Annotated in this window: 10 protein-coding genes and 2 pseudogenes; 5 read left to right on the plus strand and 7 right to left on the minus strand. The window is 42.1% G+C overall.

The genetic code is table 11. The features are described from left to right. Window positions 1-100 precede the first annotated feature (100 nt). Window positions 101-1115, plus strand: a pseudogene (locus tag HG263_RS02080) (IS110 family RNA-guided transposase). A 158-nt stretch (window positions 1116-1273) separates the two neighbouring features. After that, window positions 1274-1977, plus strand: a pseudogene (locus HG263_RS02085) (transposase); the annotation flags it as partial. Between the two features lie 514 nt (window positions 1978-2491). Here the strand turns inward: HG263_RS02085 and HG263_RS02090 are convergent. The 3 genes from HG263_RS02090 to HG263_RS02100 form a co-directional block, all read right to left on the minus strand. After that, window positions 2492-2806, minus strand: coding sequence for a hypothetical protein (locus tag HG263_RS02090; protein ID WP_171624425.1), 315 nt, complete (start codon window positions 2804-2806; stop codon window positions 2492-2494). Between the two features lie 949 nt (window positions 2807-3755). Further along, entirely contained in the window at window positions 3756-6419 is a 2664-nt protein-coding gene (locus tag HG263_RS02095; RefSeq protein WP_171624426.1) for a TonB-dependent receptor plug domain-containing protein, read from the minus strand. A gap of 373 nt (window positions 6420-6792) precedes the next feature. After that, complete coding sequence (locus HG263_RS02100; protein WP_171624427.1) at window positions 6793-9876, minus strand: error-prone DNA polymerase; 3084 nt, start codon at window positions 9874-9876, stop codon at window positions 6793-6795. Between the two features lie 256 nt (window positions 9877-10132). On the opposite strand from HG263_RS02100, the gene HG263_RS02105 reads away from it, so the two are divergent. From HG263_RS02105 to HG263_RS02115, 3 genes are all read left to right on the plus strand, one after another. Continuing rightward, a complete protein-coding gene (locus HG263_RS02105) occupies window positions 10133-12661 on the plus strand; it encodes a TonB-dependent receptor plug domain-containing protein (RefSeq protein ID WP_171624428.1) in 2529 nt (842 codons plus the stop codon). A gap of 329 nt (window positions 12662-12990) precedes the next feature. Beyond that, entirely contained in the window at window positions 12991-13896 is a 906-nt protein-coding gene (locus HG263_RS02110) for a hypothetical protein (RefSeq protein ID WP_171624429.1), read from the plus strand. Then, entirely contained in the window at window positions 13893-14633 is a 741-nt protein-coding gene (locus tag HG263_RS02115; RefSeq protein ID WP_171624430.1) for a polysaccharide deacetylase family protein, read from the plus strand. The genes HG263_RS02110 and HG263_RS02115 overlap by 4 nt, the downstream gene beginning before the upstream one ends. 57 nt (window positions 14634-14690) lie before the next feature. Here HG263_RS02115 and HG263_RS02120 read toward each other — a convergent pair whose 3' ends face one another. From HG263_RS02120 to sucC, 4 genes are all read right to left on the minus strand, one after another. Beyond that, entirely contained in the window at window positions 14691-16094 is a 1404-nt protein-coding gene (locus HG263_RS02120; RefSeq protein WP_171624431.1) for a Y-family DNA polymerase, read from the minus strand. Then, window positions 16091-16771: a translesion DNA synthesis-associated protein ImuA gene (gene imuA, locus HG263_RS02125; RefSeq protein ID WP_171624432.1), complete on the minus strand. Its 681-nt coding sequence runs from the start codon at window positions 16769-16771 to the stop codon at window positions 16091-16093. The genes HG263_RS02120 and imuA overlap by 4 nt, the downstream gene beginning before the upstream one ends. Window positions 16772-17196: 425 nt before the next feature. Then, complete coding sequence (gene sucD, locus HG263_RS02130; RefSeq protein ID WP_105168407.1) at window positions 17197-18069, minus strand: succinate--CoA ligase subunit alpha; 873 nt, start codon at window positions 18067-18069, stop codon at window positions 17197-17199. After that, window positions 18069-19235: an ADP-forming succinate--CoA ligase subunit beta gene (gene sucC, locus HG263_RS02135; RefSeq protein ID WP_105168408.1), complete on the minus strand. Its 1167-nt coding sequence runs from the start codon at window positions 19233-19235 to the stop codon at window positions 18069-18071. Before sucC ends, sucD begins: the two co-directional genes overlap by 1 nt. Between the last annotated feature and the right edge of the window lie 100 nt (window positions 19236-19335).

Consider the following 19335-nt stretch of genomic DNA (forward strand, 5'->3'; position numbering starts at 1 on the left):
TCTTTGAACTCCGATAAGTTGACGAATGATATGGACTCCCCACTCGGCATCAATGTGCCATAGTGAAGTTGATAAAAAGCTTCAATTGAGGAGAGTCCATATGTCATTAATTAAAGCCATTGGCATCGATTTAGCCAAATCTATCTTTAGTATCCACGGTGTTGATACTCATGACAAGTGTAAATTACGTAAAACCATCAAGCGAAACAAACTCTTAGCTGAAATTGCAAAATTACCGCCTTGCATTATTGGCATGGAAGCCTGCTCGGGCGCACATTATTGGGCACGCGAATTTACTAAGTTGGGCCATGACGTACGTATCATGGCATCCAAGTTTGTCATTCCTTATCGTCAAAACGAAAAGAACGATGCCAATGACGCTGAAGCTATCTGTGAAGCAGTTACCCGACCTAAAACACGATTTGTCACTATCAAAAGTGAAGAACAACAAGCTGTTCTTTGCCTGCACCGTATTCGACAGGGAGCCATAAGCGCTGATAAACCGCTTACGAGGATTACTTGCTGAATTTGGTATTGTTATGCCCAAAGGTCGATACCCTGCACAACAGGCGATAACAAGTATTTTAGAAGACGCTGAAAATGCTTTGCCGATGCTCGCCAGAGAGTGACTTCATGATTTATGGCTAGAGATTAAAGGGCTAAACCAACAAATTCTCAAGCACGACAGAAAGCTTTACCAATTAGCCAATCAAATGAACGCCGCTAAACGCTTAATGAGCATTCCTGGTGTCGGTGAAGTCACTGCAACTGCGGTAGTTGCCACCGTGTGTGATGCCACTGAATTCGATACCAGCCGGGCATTCTCTGCTTGGATAGGTTTAGTACCAAAACAATACACCACTGGTGGCCAAGTTAAGCTGGGTCGAATATCAAAACGAGGCGAAAAACACATACGCACCTCACTCATTCATGGCGCACGAGCCGTGATTGCTAACTGCAAGCACAAAACTGATAGAACCCGTTTATGGGTAAAAGACCTTATCGAACGACGAGGATTTAAACGAGCGACGGTAGCCTTGGCAGCCAAAAATGCGCGATTAATTTGGGCATTGTTACACTCAGAAAAAGAATATCAGATTGATTATGTGAAATAGTTAAATCAGTAAAAAAGAAAGGTTAGTTAAAACGGTTAACCCCACCGAGTCTTAGCATTAGCAAGTGACGATAACACGGTCAGACCGAGAGCATGAAAGCCTGTTTAGTCGGGAAGAGTTAGCAACTCTGTTTAACGAATGAGGCATTGCTCAAGCGCCTATTGCGCGGTGGTAACTTCCCGCTTGCTTACATGCGCTCGACCCGTGATTTACTGCGTAGAAGAACGCGACTGGTTCAACATGGCGCACAACTGAAAGCGCATATAGTTAACATAAATAGTCAGTACAACTACCCACCGCTCGAACTACACATGAAAAACAAATGTGTTCGCCAAGAATTCCAAACGCGTTTTGACGACCAAGCCGTTCAACGCAGTGTTAATTTTGATTTAGCCATACTCGATGCCTACGCAGAAGAGCTTAAACAGCTTGAATATTATTTAGAGAGTAAAGCTAAAAAGCATCAACCAAACTATTACGCACAACTGCGTACAATGCCAGACATTGGTCTCATTATAGCCATGACTATCTTGTATGAGATTGGTGATATAAACCGCTTTGAATCTGTACAAACGTTCGCATCTTATTGTCGGCTCGTTAAGTGTAAAGCAGAATCTGCAGGCAAAACCTATGGCACCAGTGGCAATAAAATTGGCAATAGCCACTTAAAATGGGCATTCAGTGAAGCCGCTGTGCTTTATTTACGTGGCAACGACAAAGCTCGGCGTTACTTAAACAAATTACATAAACGCATGAGCAAGGCCAAGCACTCTCTGTGCTCGCTCACCAGCTCGGTCGTTGTGTTTATTTTATGCTTAAGAACAAAACGGTATTCGACGATGAGCGTTTTTTAAAAAGTTAAGTCGCACAATGGGGTGAGCTATACACCTAACTAGATAGGCATGAACAACCATGCATTATTTGTATTTAAGTCAGCAAAAGCTGAATGTGACAGGTAAGTGTTGTCGAAGTAATAAGCTATTTCGCCTTGATTAGACACCCCATTGGTGCGCATTAATTTAAGCAATAAGTTAAATCGTTTACATCTTAGCTGATTACTGCGTAACGCACCTTTAACTAACTGGACGAATGAGCCATCCCCTTGAGTAGCGCCAGATTAAGGTTAACCGATGAATGTCTAATGGCCCTAAACGATAAGCTGTATCAACTGATTTAGGCAGCGCTGAGAGCGCAATAAGGGATTACGGCGTAATGCCCCTATATGTGTTTGCCGTAAACGATTTTAACGGCTAACCGACATAACGAAGTTGAACAGATTTAAGAATTGCCATTACAAATTAGCTGCTTAAAAGCAGCTAAAAAGAATCGTTATGCTTACTTGACCCGATAAGGTTCATATGTGTTATGAATATTCTTCAATGAATATAAACTCTATACGCTGAGTTGCAGTTTTCTGACGTGGATAAATCTATTCTCACTTTCTTATTGGCCATTTTAGCGGCTAGTAAAATACTCAGAGCTTTGTTTGTATCAGTGTTTTCTGGAAGAAACCTTACGTACTTGCAATTGCATTCGTTACCACTAGATTCTATATCCGCATATACTTTACCATCGCTACCATCAAGACCAACAAGTTTTGGCAACGAATTTCCATTCTGAGTGCATGCAGCATATGCTTCGGGCACGAATGCTAAACTCGTTAAAAAAAGAATTTCTTTTATATATTTCATACACTTTCTCCATGATTAATATGGTTGTTCCATAAAATTCATAACAGCTTATTCTCTCCCAAAATGTCGGAATAAATACCGACAAAACGGGCCATATTACCTACCTCAATCTTCCCACGCAAAAAGTTCAATGTAAACAACTCTTAAGCTTCACTCAAAAACTGTGGCCATCAAAATTGGACAAACGGGCCGTAATAATGTTTTCAGACAAACTACTGGCAATAAAAACAGTGTATTTTCACAGGGTTTTGTTCTGTTTGCGCATACTCAACAACTATGCGGCATGTACTGCTGTGTATTTGGATATGCGCCACCTAACTTGGATAGTCCATTAGGCTAAATACTTAAGCGTTATAAGGCTTCATGAGGGCCAAATACTTCGTATACACCTAGCAAGATCAATTGCTGCTTTATCGTTGCCATAAACGCCGTTGGGCCACACAGATAAACTCGTCATGCTCTAACAGTAAAGCTAACTTGCTTTGTGACAGTTCGCTGCGCCCTGATTGGTCGCCACTTTGGGTGTTTTCATACCAAACCTCTTTGCTTAGATTTTTATGTTGTTGCGCTTTTTACTCTATCACTTACTTAAAACTATGTTCATTTTCACTGGCGCAGGCATGAAAAAACAACAGCCTTTTGCTTTTATGAGCGTTTAGCGCCTATTCAAGCATGGCCATCATCGGAGCAATCCCCCCTTGAACACAACGAGAATTCATTTGAACATGCATATACTCATTCATATAAGCACTTAAAATTCATTTAAGATCAAACTGCTGAATTCAAATCACTCAACCTGCAAACTTCTATCGAGCCACAATTAACAAGGGGAACATGCATACATTCCCTCCCTGTTTGTATAGCCATGCTAGTTAACGGCCAAGAGTGGCTCATAAAAAAGCCCCGCGACTTGCGCAGGGCTTTTATCTAAATCAATTTTTCAAACTGATTAGAACTTGTAATCAAACTTAAGGTAAGCTTGACGACCCAGTGTTGTATGTGTTTTAGCATCAATACCCATAGCGTCAGAAGGCACAAGCGGTGCTTCTTCATTAAACAGGTTTGCTGCACCTAACGTTAACGTTAAGTCTTTAAAACCAATGTAACTTACTGTTGCATCATAAGTTGTCCAAGATTCAATCTTAAACTTGTTACCTGCGCTATCAGCTAAGTCATTATACGAATCAATAAAGTTAATATTTAATGTTGCCAACCAGTCATTGTTTGCCCAATCAACCCCTGCAGTCCAACGATATTGAGGATGTTCGTGTTCGCCATTTAGGTCTTCACGTACCGTTGTTGTGTTACCTTGGTCATCACTTTGGAAAGACTGCTCCTCAAAGTTCAGGGCATAAGTTAGGTTATAGCTAAACTTAAACTCACCCATATTTTGTGTTGTAAGGGCATACGCTAAGTTAACATCAAAACCGTCTGTTTCACGACCACCAATGTTTACGAATGTATCGTTGATTGTCAAAATACGACCAAGTGTACTACCTTGACTTGGCGCACGAAGAACTAAGTTTGGATCGGTACCACAGCAATCAACTAGCTTCTGTGCACCAATTTTCTTGATCAGGTCTTCTTGATCGTAGTTCCAATAGTCAACACCAACGCTAAAATCATCCGTTGCCTGCCATACAACACCTAAGTTGTAGTTTTCAGATTCTTCAGGCTGTAGGTTTTTGTTACCCGCAACAATTGCAGTGTATTCTGTCGGTTCACAGTCTGCTTCAGCGCCTGTTTGACGACAACGCTCTTTATCGATAACAGTCGGAGACTCATCAGTACGGCCTAAGTGAAGCTGTACTAATGACGGTGCTCTAAACGCAGTACCCCAAGAACCACGGACTACTAACGAATCAATCGGTGCCCAGCGGAATGCTACTTTAGGGTCGGTTGTGGTACCAAAATCACTGTAATCTTCATGACGTACTGCAAGTTGCAGCTCTAACGTGTCTAGCACTGGAACACTGAACTCAGCAAACACTGCGGTGTTGTCTCTATCACCATTGGCTTGCGTAGCTTCGGTACCAAAAATTTCACCACGAATGTATTGGCTATCTGGGTTATCTTCGATTTTTTCACGGCGTGTCTCAAAACCAAATGCTGCAGATACATAGCCCGCGCCTAGCTCAAACAACTCACCAGAAATTGTACCGTCAAGTGATTGCATGGTTGATGCGCCGTAACGTGTAGTTGTGGTCTCAAAGTATGCAAGTCCTTGAGCTGTGTTAGTGCTTGGTTCAAACGGGTTCCATAAACCCATATCAATTGCTTGTTGTGCTCGAATTTTATTCGGGAAGCCATCAAAACCTTTTTCAACTGCGCTTGAGCGGATACTTGAATAGGCAATTTCCCAATCCCAGTCTTTATAGTTACCACGCGCACCAAGCACAGCACGGTAGTACTCTGAATCTACGTCTTTTTTACGGTTACCAATATCAATGGTACGACGACGCATTGAAATATCAACGCCATGTAAGAAGTGAGTTGGATCAGTTGCTAATGGGTGATTTGGGTTATCACCGCTCATTGTTAGTTCGGTAAAGCTTGGGCTACCAGCACCTTGGATAAAAGTTGATGCGTGTTGTGCGGCAAATTCAGCAAAACCTTCAACACCATCGGCAAGTTCTTGAACACCGTTATAACTAAAGCTGAAACGCTCAGTTGAAGGAATTAACGTCATGTGCGGCGCATAGTCATATCGACAGATATCACCAATGATCATATTGTCAGGACACGTATCGTTACCCCATACATCGGCAAAAATAGTCTGTCTGATTAAGGTGCCGTCATCAGCCGTGCCTGTTACAGGCAGTCTTGCCCACTGCTCGTCTGTTAGCATGCTTCTAACAACTTCTACGCTGCCAGGGAAACCTGATGAACTTAAAGAGTTGTTACCACCTCTAAAGCGCTGATCAGCGGTGGCTGTGTAGTCTCTGTCACCATAAAACACATCGCCACGCTTGAAGTAATCTAATGCAAAATTATGCTGACCTTTACTCGTTGACGAGCCCCATAAAACCGTAAAGTTTTGTTCTTCACCGCCGCCATCCGCTGTATCTGATACTTTGCCCGATACTTCAAAACCATCAATATCATTACGCAAGATAATGTTGATTACACCTGCTACCGCGTCAGAACCATAAGTGGCTGATGCGCCGTCCTTTAAAATATCAATACGTTTTACCGATGAGACAGGAATCGTATTTAAATCAACGAAAGAGGTTTCGATATCTTTTGCAAATGGGCTGACAGCAACGCGGCGACCATTGATTAATACTAATGTAGATGATGCACCTAAACCTCTTAGTGCCACACTTGAGCCACCGTTGGCGGTGTCATCGCTTGAGTTACCTTGTGTACTGAATGTACCTGCACCTGATACAGGTAGCTTTTGTAGTGCACCAATCAAATCTGTAGAGCCTGTAGCGGCTAAATCACCTGCTGAAATTGATTGGATTGGAGAAGGTCCTTCCATGTCAGTGCGTTTGATGTGTGAACCGGTAACTTCTATACGTTCGACTTTTTCATCCGCTGCGACAGCTGATTGGGTTTGACCTAATAACATTGCTGCTGACAATGCACTTAATGCAAATATTGGTTTCATTGTTTGCGTTTCCCTGTTGTAGTGTAAGTTATTGTTTTAATTAACCTGTATTGTTCTACCACATATTTTCGCAACGCACAATTCGTCACTTTTCTTACATTTTTTGTCGCCATCATGCTTATAAGCGCAAGTTTTATAAAAATAAAACATTCAAATCAACAAGTTATTAACCTACAGGCCCCGTAAGGGGTAAATGTTTAGGTGTTTTTAGAGTCTATTTTCAGAAAAAATTTTTGTTGTAAAAGTGTTACATTTAGTTTCTAAAACTCTGAAGTACCTTGGTGTGAGTGGTCATGATATGAACACTTAAATACACGCATAATATCTCTGTAAGACAACTATTTACACAAACACAATAAATAAGAGAGTCATGCTAATGGAATTCTCTAGAACGTGGCCTAAGCGTTAATAACAAGTCGCTGCGATCCAGTAACCTTCCAGCAATAACATGAACCACTTCGCCACTACGCTCCAACACACCTTTCACCTCAAGTATTTTGGCACTTAAATAGGCTTGTTTTTGTGATCTAGCTGTTGCCGCCCACACCACAACATTAATATTGCCTGTGTCATCTTCAAGGGTAAAAAAAGTGACACCTGCAGCGGTGCCCGGCGCTTGCTTGCCAGTTACCAGCCCTATCACTGTAACTAGCTGCTGATCTGCTATATGCGCAAGCTCAACTTGGCGAGTAAAACGGCCTAAACGATTTGCTTCATCTAATAGTGTGATCGGATGTTTATTAAGGGTAAGCCCCATCACAGCATAGTCTTCCAAAGTGTTATCTAACGCATCTCCTTCTCCAAATGGTGCGATTTCTTCTTGCATATTAGCGTCATCCTTTACACCACTAAATAATGGCAGTTCAGTGTCTTTATCCATGATTTGCCAACGGGCATTGTAACGACCACCAGCAAAACAAGATAACGCATTAGCTGATGCTAGTTTCTCCAAACTTGCACTACTTACACCTAACATGCGTACCTGTTCAATATTTAAGTAACCCTGTTTAGGCCTCTGCGCGAGTATGGCTTTGATTGCATCACTACTAAGACCTTTAACCAACCTAAAACCCAAACGGATAGCAAACGCGCCGTGTTGCTCAATGACATCATGGTCATGATTAGAATGATTAATACAAACAGGCAAAATCTCCACACCATGGCGCTGGGCGTCTTGGCATAACTGCGATGCACTGTAAAAGCCCATCGGCAAACTATTCAACAATGCGGTGTAAAAGAAGGCGGGAAAATAATATTTGAGCCAAGCAGAACTATAGGCAAGAACCGCAAATGACGCTGAGTGGCTTTCAGGAAAGCCATATTCACCAAATCCACAGATCTGTGCAAATATTTGTTCTGCATAGCTTTGTGAATACCCCCTTTGCTGCATACCATCAAGCAACTTGCTTTTAAATTGCATTAGCTCGCCCGTTTTTTTCCACGATGCCATTGCTCTACGTAACCTATCGGCTTCACCACCACTAAAACCTGCAGCGACCATTGCAAGCTTAATGACTTGCTCCTGAAAAATCGGCACACCCAGTGTGCGAGAAAGTACGGATTTAACTTGTTCTGAGGGATAACTAATTTGTTCAGTACCACTTCTGCGCTGTAAAAATGGATGTACCATGCCACCTTGTATGGGTCCCGGTCGCACTATGGCGATTTGTATCACTAAGTCATAATAACAAGCCGGTTTTAACCTAGGTAACATGCTCATTTGTGCACGCGACTCAATTTGAAACACTCCTACCGTATCAGCCTTTTGAAGCATTTTATACACTTGTTGATCGTCGCCCAAACGAGTTATATCAGCAATATTCCAAGCATAATTAAAGTGCCGATTGATATAGTCAAATGACTTGCGAATTGCGCTAAGCATGCCCAAGGCCAAAATATCCACTTTTAGCAAAGAGAGCGTTTCTAAATCGTCTTTATCCCACTGGATCACGGTTCGGGCATCCATTGCCGCATTTTCTATCGGGACGAGTTCATACAGCGGGCCTGATGAAATAACAAAGCCGCCCACATGTTGAGACAAGTGTCGTGGGAACCCTAAAATCTCATTGACTAGTTCAATAAATAATTGCCCTTGATAAGAGTTTTCATCAAGCCCCAGTTCGCTGATCTGTGTGTGCCACGACAGCGCTTTGTCGCGGCGATTAACTTGTTTGATGTAGTAATCTAACTGGGTGCTATCCATGCCTAATGCCTTGCCTACGTCTCTCACTGCGCTTTTAAAGCGATAGGTGATCACGGTTGCAGCAAGCGCTGCACGCTCGCGGCCATATTTTTGATAAATGTATTGGATCACCTCTTCACGGCGGTGGTGTTCAAAGTCTACATCAATATCAGGGGGTTCATTGCGCTCTTGGCTGATAAAACGTTCAAACAACACTGAGATCTGCCGAGGGTCAACCGCCGTTATTTCTAAGCAATAACACACCACCGAGTTAGCCGCTGATCCCCGACCCTGATATAAGATTTCTTGCCGCTTGGCAAACATCACCACATCATGAATCGTTAAGAAAAAGTACGGGTAGTTAAGCGACTCAATTAATGACAACTCTTTGTCTATTAATGCCGCTATATCATCAGGTACGCCTTCAGGAAAACGCTTTTGCTCACCCTTTTTCACAAGCAAACGTAAATAGCTCATTGCACTGTGGCCTTTAGGCACCAGTTCGTTTGGATACTCATATTGCAGGCTATCTAAATCAAATGTACAGCGTCTTGCAATATCAAGCGTGGTATTTAGCCACTGGGTCTTAAACAATTTACTTAACTTTTCTTTGCTGCGCAGTGCCCGCTCGGTATTGGATATCAGCCTTTCACCTAGTTCGTTCACCGCACAACCATAACGAATGGCAGTTAAAGTATGCTGGAGCTTTTGCCGCTCCCCAACATGCATCAGTACGCCCCCACACGCGGTGATTGGTAAATCATACTGCTTTGCAAGTTGCTCACAATGCGAGATGTACGCTCTATCATTGTTTAGTAAATGTCGTTGTAAACCAAGCCAAACTCGCTGTTGGTGGTATTGCTTCAGCCACATTGCCCAATCATTATCCCGCGCCCCTAAAGCTGGTAACCAAATTATCAAACAATGTTTTACAGACATTAAATCCCATAAGCCCAACTCATATTTGCCTTTTTCGCAGCGCTTTCGAGCATTACTAATGACACGACAAAGTTCAGCATAGGCTTGTCGATTAGGGCATAACAACACAAACTTTAATGTTTTATACTCAAATACACTCCCGACAATGAGTTTTACCGACAGCTGATTTTCTTTAATTGCGCGATGGGCACGTACCACACCCGCAACCGAACATTCATCGCAAATAGCGATAGCGTCATATGCTAAAAAGTCAGCTTGCTTTACCAACTCCTCAGGGTGAGAGGCTCCTTGTAAAAAAGAAAAATTACTTTGACAGAATAATTCGGCGTAGCGCATAACAAACAAGAAATACTGTACATTTAAACAGTATCCGGTATTTTAGATAGAAGATCAAACTCGCCTGCCAAGTTGGCATTAACAAATAAACGTTATGTCATTGATTAAAAGCTCAATCTTAAACTCATAATTATTTTATATGACTAATGGCTTATCTTTTTTCACAACAAAATCATTGCATTGGCATTTTTTTTATGCCACTTTCGAGCCTACTTAAGAACGATTACATATAACATCAACAGAGTAGTAAAAAGTTATGACAGGATCTATTAAACTCTCGCCAATAGCGCTGGCACTATTAGTCAGTACCACCGCTGTAGCACAGCAAGCCAATGATAAAAATATCGAAACGATCTCGGTACTGGGGTCAAAAGTTTCTAACAGAACTGCCACTGAGTCGACCTCTCCGATTGATATACTCGACACCGAGCAGCTTAATAAAGGTGGTTTTACTGAACTTGGGCAAAGCTTACAATCTATCGCGCCTTCTTTTAACTTTAGTCGCACACAAGTATCTGACGGTTCAGATTTATTCCGCCCTGCAACATTAAGAGGCTTACAGCCCGATCAAACACTGGTATTGATTAACGGTAAACGCCGCCACACACAAGCTATTTTTGGCTTATCTGGCACAGTAGGCGCAGGCGCTGCAGGTACTGACATGAACTCAATTCCGTTGATGGCGCTAAAAAATGTTGAGATATTAAGAGATGGTGCGGCAGCCCGTTATGGCTCCGACGCCATTGCTGGGGTTATTAACTTATCACTGAACGACAGTACTGGTGTTACCACAGGGTTTGTGCAAGCAGGCTCAACAGGTGAAGGTGACGGTGACACTTATTCGCTTGGCCTAAACCGAGGCTTTGATATTGGCAACGAAGGCGGCTTTATCAACTTCTCACTAGAATACCGTGATGCCGATGGTACAAATCGAGCGCAGCGTGATACTGGCGGTTCTTCAACCGTTGAACCTGGGGAGCTATCGCAAACCGTTCGTTGGCGCCAAGGTAACTCAGACAGTGAATTTATTTCTCTGTTTTATAACGCCGCCTTACCTATAGGCAATAATGAGCTTTACTCATTTGCTGGTTTTTCTAATCGCACAGCATTTGGCAATGGCTTTTATCGTGACTTTAATCGTGCAGAGCGCAACGTACCGCAAGTTTACCCTGATGGCTTTTTACCAAGAATAGATAATGAAGCAGAAGATTTATCTTTTGCTGTTGGTTTTAAAGGCGAGATCAGCCCAGATTGGAACTTTGATTTCTCAAGTACATATGGTGAAAACCAATATGATTATTCGTCTTCAAACACCATCAATGCGTCGTATGCAGCTCAGTATTTAGCCGAAAACCCCAATGCCACTGCACAAGATATTGCTAACAATGCTGGCCCTAAGGGGGGTTATTCGGGTGGCTTTAGATTCGACCAATGGACCACTAACTTAGATATCAATGGCATTATTGATGTTGCAGGTGGTGAGCCAATTTATTTGTCAATGGGTGCCGAGTACCGTAAAGAGAACTATGAAATTGTACCGGGTGAAGTAGCCTCTTATGCGTGTGGCATTGCAAACGCGAATAGCTCCTTCCCATCGGTTATCAATCCAGATGTATTTGCTGACTGTGGTTTCCAAGCTTATCAAGGGCTTAGACCTGATGCAGCAAACAAAGCAGATCGTTCAAGCCATGCAATTTATATCGAAGCTGAAACACTGTTAAACGAGGATTGGCTAATAAGCGCTGCGCTTCGCTATGAAGATGTGTCGAATTCCAACGATGACACCATCTGGAAGCTTGCAACTCGCTATGAAGTCACCGACGATTTTGCGGTTCGTGCAGCGGCCTCAACTGGCTTTAGAGCCCCGTCATTACAGCAATCTGGCTATACCGCATTTACCACTACTTTAGGTGGCGATGGCTCATTAGCAACTTCTTATACAGCAACCGCGGGGTCTCCATTCCCAGCTGCGCTAGGCGTTGATGGCCTTAAGCTTGAGTCATCCGATAACTACAACTTAGGTTTTGCTTGGGATGTTAGTAATGATTTGTCTGTTACGTTAGATTTTTATCAAATCAAGATTTACGACCGTATCAATCTAGGTAGCTTTATTGGGGTAAATAGCGACGAGCTGCAAAACTTCCCTGCTGCCAATGCAGCACTGAATGCAACGGGTGCGGTGCAAGGCAACTTTTTCTCAAACTCACTTGACTCTACCACCAAGGGGGTTGATTTGATTGCGTCATATTCTGTGGATGTTGCAAGCGGCGCGCTTGATATTACGTTTGCAGCAAACAAGAATAAGACCGAAATTGATAGAGTAAATACGCCACAAGGTATTCCTGAGAGTATCGTACTAGATGAGCAAAGACGCTCTTTCTTAACCCACGGACAGCCTCAAGAGCGCGCTACGCTTACTTTTGACTATCAACAAGACAAATGGAGCTCATTACTCAGATTTAACTATTTTGGCAAAACTGAAGTAAGCTACTTTGCTGGTAAACATATTGTGTTACCTGATTTCCTCTCACCAACCAATGACTGGCAAGATACCAGTGTGGTTGAGTCTGCTGTTTTAGTTGATGTAAATGTAGGCTATCAGCTTAACGATAACATCAACGTCTCTGCTGGTATCGACAACATATTTGATGAAACACCTGACGAACTGGGCGAAGACGAAGTGCTTAACTTTATCACTAACGGGGCAATGCGTTATCCACTTCGCGCTCTACCCTATGGTTTTGATGGTATGACCTATTACGCTAAATTGACCTTTAGCTTCTAATCTACCTCAGCGGCAGTGGCATTAAAACACCACTGCCATTCACATTTCACCTAGCAACCCAATAAGCTACTTTCCAATAACAACCTGCTTTAGGAGACTTTAACTTTTAGCTAATAACACTCATTTGATTGTGACTGCTTCTATACGTCCCCTTTTTAGTTCCTACACTTTTTTACGCTTTATAAATACTTTTATACACGCCTAGGTCTTAAAATCCGATTGCGCATTTAAGCGTTCATGCACAGAGTTAGCCCACTCACCACTTTAGTCATACTTTTGCCAAAAATATATGGGTTAATTTAAGGATCAGGAAAAGGAATTAAGCAACCATGCCTATTCAATATAAGGAAAGGCAACACAGTCAATTAAGACAGGTGTTGCTGTATGTCGCATATGGAGATGACTTACTCTATTACCAAGGAGTAAAAACCAGTATTCTCTCGGTACTTCACCACTGTAAAAACAATCGTCAGCTTGAAGTCGTTGTTATTAGTGAAAAACCCGATTTTTTTGCTAACTACCCAGTAACACATTTCACAATTACACCAGCTTTAAAGCTAGATTGGTCATTAAACAACCGCTATCATTATCGAATTAAAAACCGAGCACTCGCTCATGCGATTGATAATTTACACCTTGGCGCCAATGACAAAATTCTAGCGTTAGATACCGACACTTATTTAACTAAAGATATCAATGGGTTGTTTGATAAAATCAATGTCCATCAATCATTAATGTTTTTAGATGAAGGACCATTGACAAAAAAACAATTTACCGAATATAGAGAGTCCTACCAATCCCCTATTAAGCTTGAAGGGGACGAGGGTTATCAAATATCACACCAAGATCATATGTGGGGCTCTCTCATGGTTGGTATTACCGCCAGCAAACGTACACTTGTAGATAAAGCCGACCAACTTTTGGTTGCTTTACACCAGTGGGCACCAACGGTAAGAACAGTAGAGCAATTTGCCATATCACAAGTGTTAAGCAATGATGGCGAGCTAATTGAAGGAAAAAACTACGTACACCATTACTCTCATAAAGGCAGAAAATATTTTGCGCAAACAAACATTGAAGCATTTTTTGCCAATTACGGACACTACACGTTCGATACTCAATTGCAGTACTACCCTAAGCTTCGCTTGCGAAGAACATTAGCGGCATTCTTATTAGAAAAATTCGCTAAACTCACTCAGTCACCTAAAACAACTTCAAGAACCAAAGCAATATGACTCAAGCTATCCCCATTTTGATGTATCACAGCTTAGCAATTAAGAAAAAAGGCACTGTGCTACGCAGTATACATGTGCCTCCTAAGCGTTTTTGTAATCATATGAAAATGCTTAAGATACTTGGCTATAAAGCACTGAGTATGAAGCAGTTAGCCCCTTACCTTCGAGGTGAAAAGCAAGGCAAAGTAGTAGGACTGACCTTTGATGATGGGTATTTAAACAATTTAACTCATGCCGCTCCTTTGCTGCAACGCCTTGGCTTTAGTTCCACGCTATACGTTGTGAGTGACCTCATTGGACAACATAATGTTTGGGATAAACATAAGAGCATAGACTCGAACCCGTTAATGAATGAGCAAGAGATAAAGCAATGGCTTAGCTATGGACAAGATATAGGCGCACATACTAAAAACCATGTGCATTTAGACAAAATCAGTGAGCCTGATGCAGATATAGAAATCTCAGGTTGTAAGCAGACTCTTGAAAGCATGTTTCAAACAGAAGTATCTGATTTTTGCTATCCATACGGTCACTTTAATCAGCATAATATCGAACAAGTTAAAGCTGCCGGTTATAAAACAGCAACCACAACTATCCGTGGCAGAGCTAACTACAATGGCGTCTATTCTGATTTGTTCACATTACCTAGAGTGTTTATTCCCTACCACACATGGCCACTACGCTTTTATCAAAAGAGCTTTAGTGCCTACGAAGACCGAAGAGTACATAAGTCATAAAATAACCGTCATGTTGGAGGTGTTTTGTTATTTAACGCCTCCAGCTGAAGCTCCTCGCTAGCAAAACAATCCGTGCACAAACCAGCGCTGTGATGACTCTTTGAAAACCCATAACCACTGACCTTGCTCATTACGAGCAATGTAATAATCACGCTCTATAGCATAGTTATCCCACCAGCCTGTACTGACCCTTTCAGGTCCCCAATAAATGGTTACTTTTTCTTGCAGAGGTACTGCATGGGGCAACAACATACTTGGTCTTTGCTGCTTTGGCATACGCTGTAACCTAGCACTGTCAGATAAAGGCTGGCTTGAAGAAAATGAACGCTCAGGCCGATGATCAGCATAAACCTCAAAGCCATAAACCGCTTGCTCACCTAACTTAGCCTGTAATCTTGCTATTAGCTCAGCACCGTCTATTCCCGAACGTTCAGGCTCAAATAGCGACTGACTCTCATATGTATTATCCTCAAAATCTTTTACCGATAATGAGATAGCTTGTACTGGCGACGATAAATTAATATTAGAAAGTTTTAACTCTAAAAGTGACTGCCAAGTTTGCGCGCTGCTTTCTCCTTTCGCTGCTGCCACTTGCAGAAAAAGAGGTTGTTCATCTCTTAATTGCAACTCTAAAATAATTTGCATCGCAAGTTTATTACGATGCCTTAAAAACAACTCTAACTGCTGTAGTAACTTACCTAACGGTTTTGTCAGCCACTGCAAGTTTTCTAATTCATATAATAAAATCAACTGGCGAGAAAACACCAAGGCAGGCACATAGTAAGTTAAAGGATGTTGCAACTCGCCTTTTAGGCGCCCTATGTATTGTACTAACTCAATCTCAAATCGTTTGGCTAAATCTGCAATAGGAATACTCAATAATTGCGCCACTGATACAATGCGCACACGCAGTAATTTTTCACATGTACTTTGAGATAACTCTGTGCATTGCAAATTGAAGCTTTTAATCTCTTGCATCAATGTTTGCATATTGTCAGTAACAAGATTTTTTTTACCTTGCGCAAGTAATCTAGCGCCCAGTACCGAATAACCTGTTGCAAAGCGATAGCTGAGCTTTAAATCAGCTAAATGATTTTGCACATGATGCCAGTAGTTATCTAAACTTTTGTACAAAGACAGCATGTTAGTGACCTTTAGTACAATACCGTTAGGTGGAAACAAACTGATATCAGCTGTCACTAAGTACAGCCAGCTCGCAACCTCTTGCAACTTCGCGTTTTCTAAAGCCGCATCATAGGCAACTACCTGTAAGTTTTCACACAAACTCGCGGCACTGGCCAATCCCATTTCCAATTTAATACCTGCTTGGAATGCGCGATGAGACGCCTGCATAACCTGATTGGTATGGCTATTTACCACTACAATAGCAGGATTGTTTTGCTCTGAAAGCAAGCTATCTAGCTGCAAATGTTCAAAGTGAATATATAGCCATAATGTCATTTAGCTATCCCAAATGCTGATGGAAAAGGCATTACATTGCTGCTTTCTAGCGGTGCAGACGCCAGCTGTGGCCAATAATCCTCTAAATTAAGAACAAAGGTACTTTTAGGTCTGCCCCCTTTTTGCTTTTTAATTTTGACTGCTATGCCTTGCTTATGAGCCGATAGTTCCAAGCATAGCGTAACGGGTAATGAAAAATGTTGTTCTTTGGGTGAGCGAAATAGAAAAAGTGACGCTTTACCATGCTCTGAAGCAAGCTGCAATCGCTTGGATTGCGATATTGCTAATGTGTTATGCCATAACAATACGCTACTACAGGCGTGACTTTTTAAGCATTGCTCACTGGCCCAAAGAGCTTCTTTGGCGGATGTTGGTTGAATGAGTAACAGCTGTTTATTATCAAAACCCAAATGATATAACTGATGCGCATTAACATGAGCCGGTGGATTAATAAATACGGTTAAGTCTTTTTTTGTTTGCAAATAAGGCAACCAAATCTGTAACTCGCCAATACCACTTGGCGATTGTACTTCAACCACACCTTGTTGAGGTAAACCGCCATGTAGCTGCTCATCAAGTAAACTAATACCTGTACTCACACGTTCAAAGGATTGAGTCTGCTCACACCCTTGCCATAGCCATTGGCGATGCTGCAGTAAGTCAATTATCTCGTTCATACACACCAAAAACCAAACGCTGTATATTTGAACAGTATAAGTGTTTATGCATAAACTGCAAGATCAAACCAAGATCAGCTCTTATCCTAAACGACTCACTCATCAGAAATAATTAAAAGTCAAAATGTTAGATTTATTACAATGCAGACAGAGACACCTTACCTTTACGTAAAATGCAACCTACCGCTTACGTAAGAATGGCCAAGCATTTACGTAAAGTAGATGAGCATTGTCGTTAAACTATATAATTCATGCTGTGTTGGGCTGCGTGGTATACTTCGTAGCTGAAGTTTTATGGTAGGTGAAGCTTCTCTTTGATGGTAACTTTATCTGTGCACGGATCGCCTTCTTAAGAAAAAACATACACATAAAAAATGCCAGTCATTGGACTGGCATTTTATAATCACTTTAAAAAGCTTTGGTTATTACCAACCCGCTTTTTCTTTAAGTGCAGAGCCGATATCAGCTAGTGAGCGAACAGTCTTAACGCCTGCCGCTTCAAGTGCTGCGAACTTCTCGTCAGCCGTACCTTTACCACCAGCGATGATAGCACCAGCGTGACCCATACGCTTACCAGCAGGTGCAGTTACACCAGCAATGTAAGATACTACAGGCTTAGTTACGTTGTGCTTGATGTACTCTGCCGCTTCTTCTTCAGCTGTACCACCGATCTCACCAATCATTACGATTGCTTCAGTTTGTGGATCGTTTTGGAACATTTCTAGTACGTCGATGAAGTTAGTACCAGGGATTGGGTCACCACCGATACCAACACATGTTGACTGACCGAAACCTGCATCAGTAGTTTGTTTAACCGCTTCGTACGTTAGAGTACCAGAGCGAGAAACGATACCTACTTTACCAGGCTTGTGGATGTGACCAGGCATGATACCAATCTTAGTTTCACCCGGAGTGATAACACCTGGGCAGTTAGGACCGATCATACGAACACCAGTTTGGTCTAGCTTAACTTTAACGTCAACCATATCTAGTGTTGGGATACCTTCAGTGATACAAACGATAAGCTCGATGCCAGCATCGATAGCTTCTAAGATTGCATCTTTACAGAAAGGTGCCGGTACGTAGATAACTGATGCAGTTGCGCCAGTTGCTTCTACAGCTTCACGTACAGTGTTGAATACAGGAAGACCAAGGTGAGTTTGACCACCTTTACCTGGAGATACACCACCAACCATTTGCGTACCGTACTGGATAGCTTGCTCAGAGTGGAAAGTACCTTGACCGCCAGTGAAACCCTGACAGATTACTTTAGTATCTTTGTTAATTAATACAGACATTATTTGCCCTCCGCAGCAGCAACAACTTTCTCAGCAGCATCTGTTAGTGATTCTGCAGCGATAATGTCAAGGTCAGAGTTAGCTAGAACTTCACGACCTAGTTCAGCATTAGTACCTTCTAAACGTACAACTACTGGTACTTGAACGCCAACTTCTTTAACTGCACCAATGATACCTTCAGCGATCATGTCACAACGCACGATACCACCGAAGATGTTAACTAGTACTGCTTTAACATTGTCATCAGAAAGAATGATTTTGAATGCTTCTGCTACACGCTCTTTAGTCGCGCCGCCACCAACGTCTAGGAAGTTAGCTGGCTTACCACCGTGTAGGTTTACGATGTCCATAGTACCCATCGCAAGGCCTGCACCGTTAACCATACAACCTACGTTACCATCTAAAGCAACATAGTTAAGCTCGAAGCTTGCAGCGTGTGCTTCACGCGCATCTTCTTGTGAAGGATCGTGGAATTCACGGATCTTAGGCTGACGGAACAATGCGTTTCCGTCTACACCGATTTTACCGTCAAGACAGTGAAGGTTGCCTTGATCAGTAATAACTAGAGGGTTAATCTCTAATAATGCGAAATCGTGATCGTTAAACATAGTTGCAAGACCCATGAAGATCTTAACAAACTGTTTAATTTGTGCTGGGTTAAGACCTAGTTTAAAGCCTAACTCACGACCTTGGTAAGGCTGAGGGCCTACTAGTGGATCAATTTCAGCTTTATGAATTAGCTCTGGTGTTTCTTCAGCAACAGTCTCAATTTCAACGCCACCTTCAGTAGATGCCATGAAAACAACTTTGCGAGTTGCACGGTCTACAACAGCACCTAGGTATAATTCGTTAGCGATGTCTGTACAGCTTTCAACTAAGATTTTAGCTACTGGCTGACCTTTTTCGTCTGTTTGGTAAGTAACTAAGTTTTTACCTAACCAGTTTTCAGCAAATGCGCGAATTTCTTCTTTGCTATCAGCTAGCTTAACACCGCCCGCTTTACCACGGCCACCGGCGTGTACTTGACACTTAACTACCCATTTGTCGCCGCCGATTTTAGCAGCTGCTTCTACCGCTTCCTGAGGTGTATCACAAGCGAAACCCTCAGATACTGGCAAACCATAGTCGGCAAATAGTTGTTTTGCCTGATACTCATGCAAATTCATGATGCTTTATCCAATTTCTTATACTAAAAAAGCTGAATATTTATGCAAATAATCAGCTATCCCAAATTGCGCTCCTAGTATAGATCCCAAGGCGTACGAT

The sequence above is a fragment of the Pseudoalteromonas caenipelagi genome, assembly GCF_013140855.1.
GTDB classification, from domain to species: domain Bacteria; phylum Pseudomonadota; class Gammaproteobacteria; order Enterobacterales; family Alteromonadaceae; genus Pseudoalteromonas; species Pseudoalteromonas caenipelagi.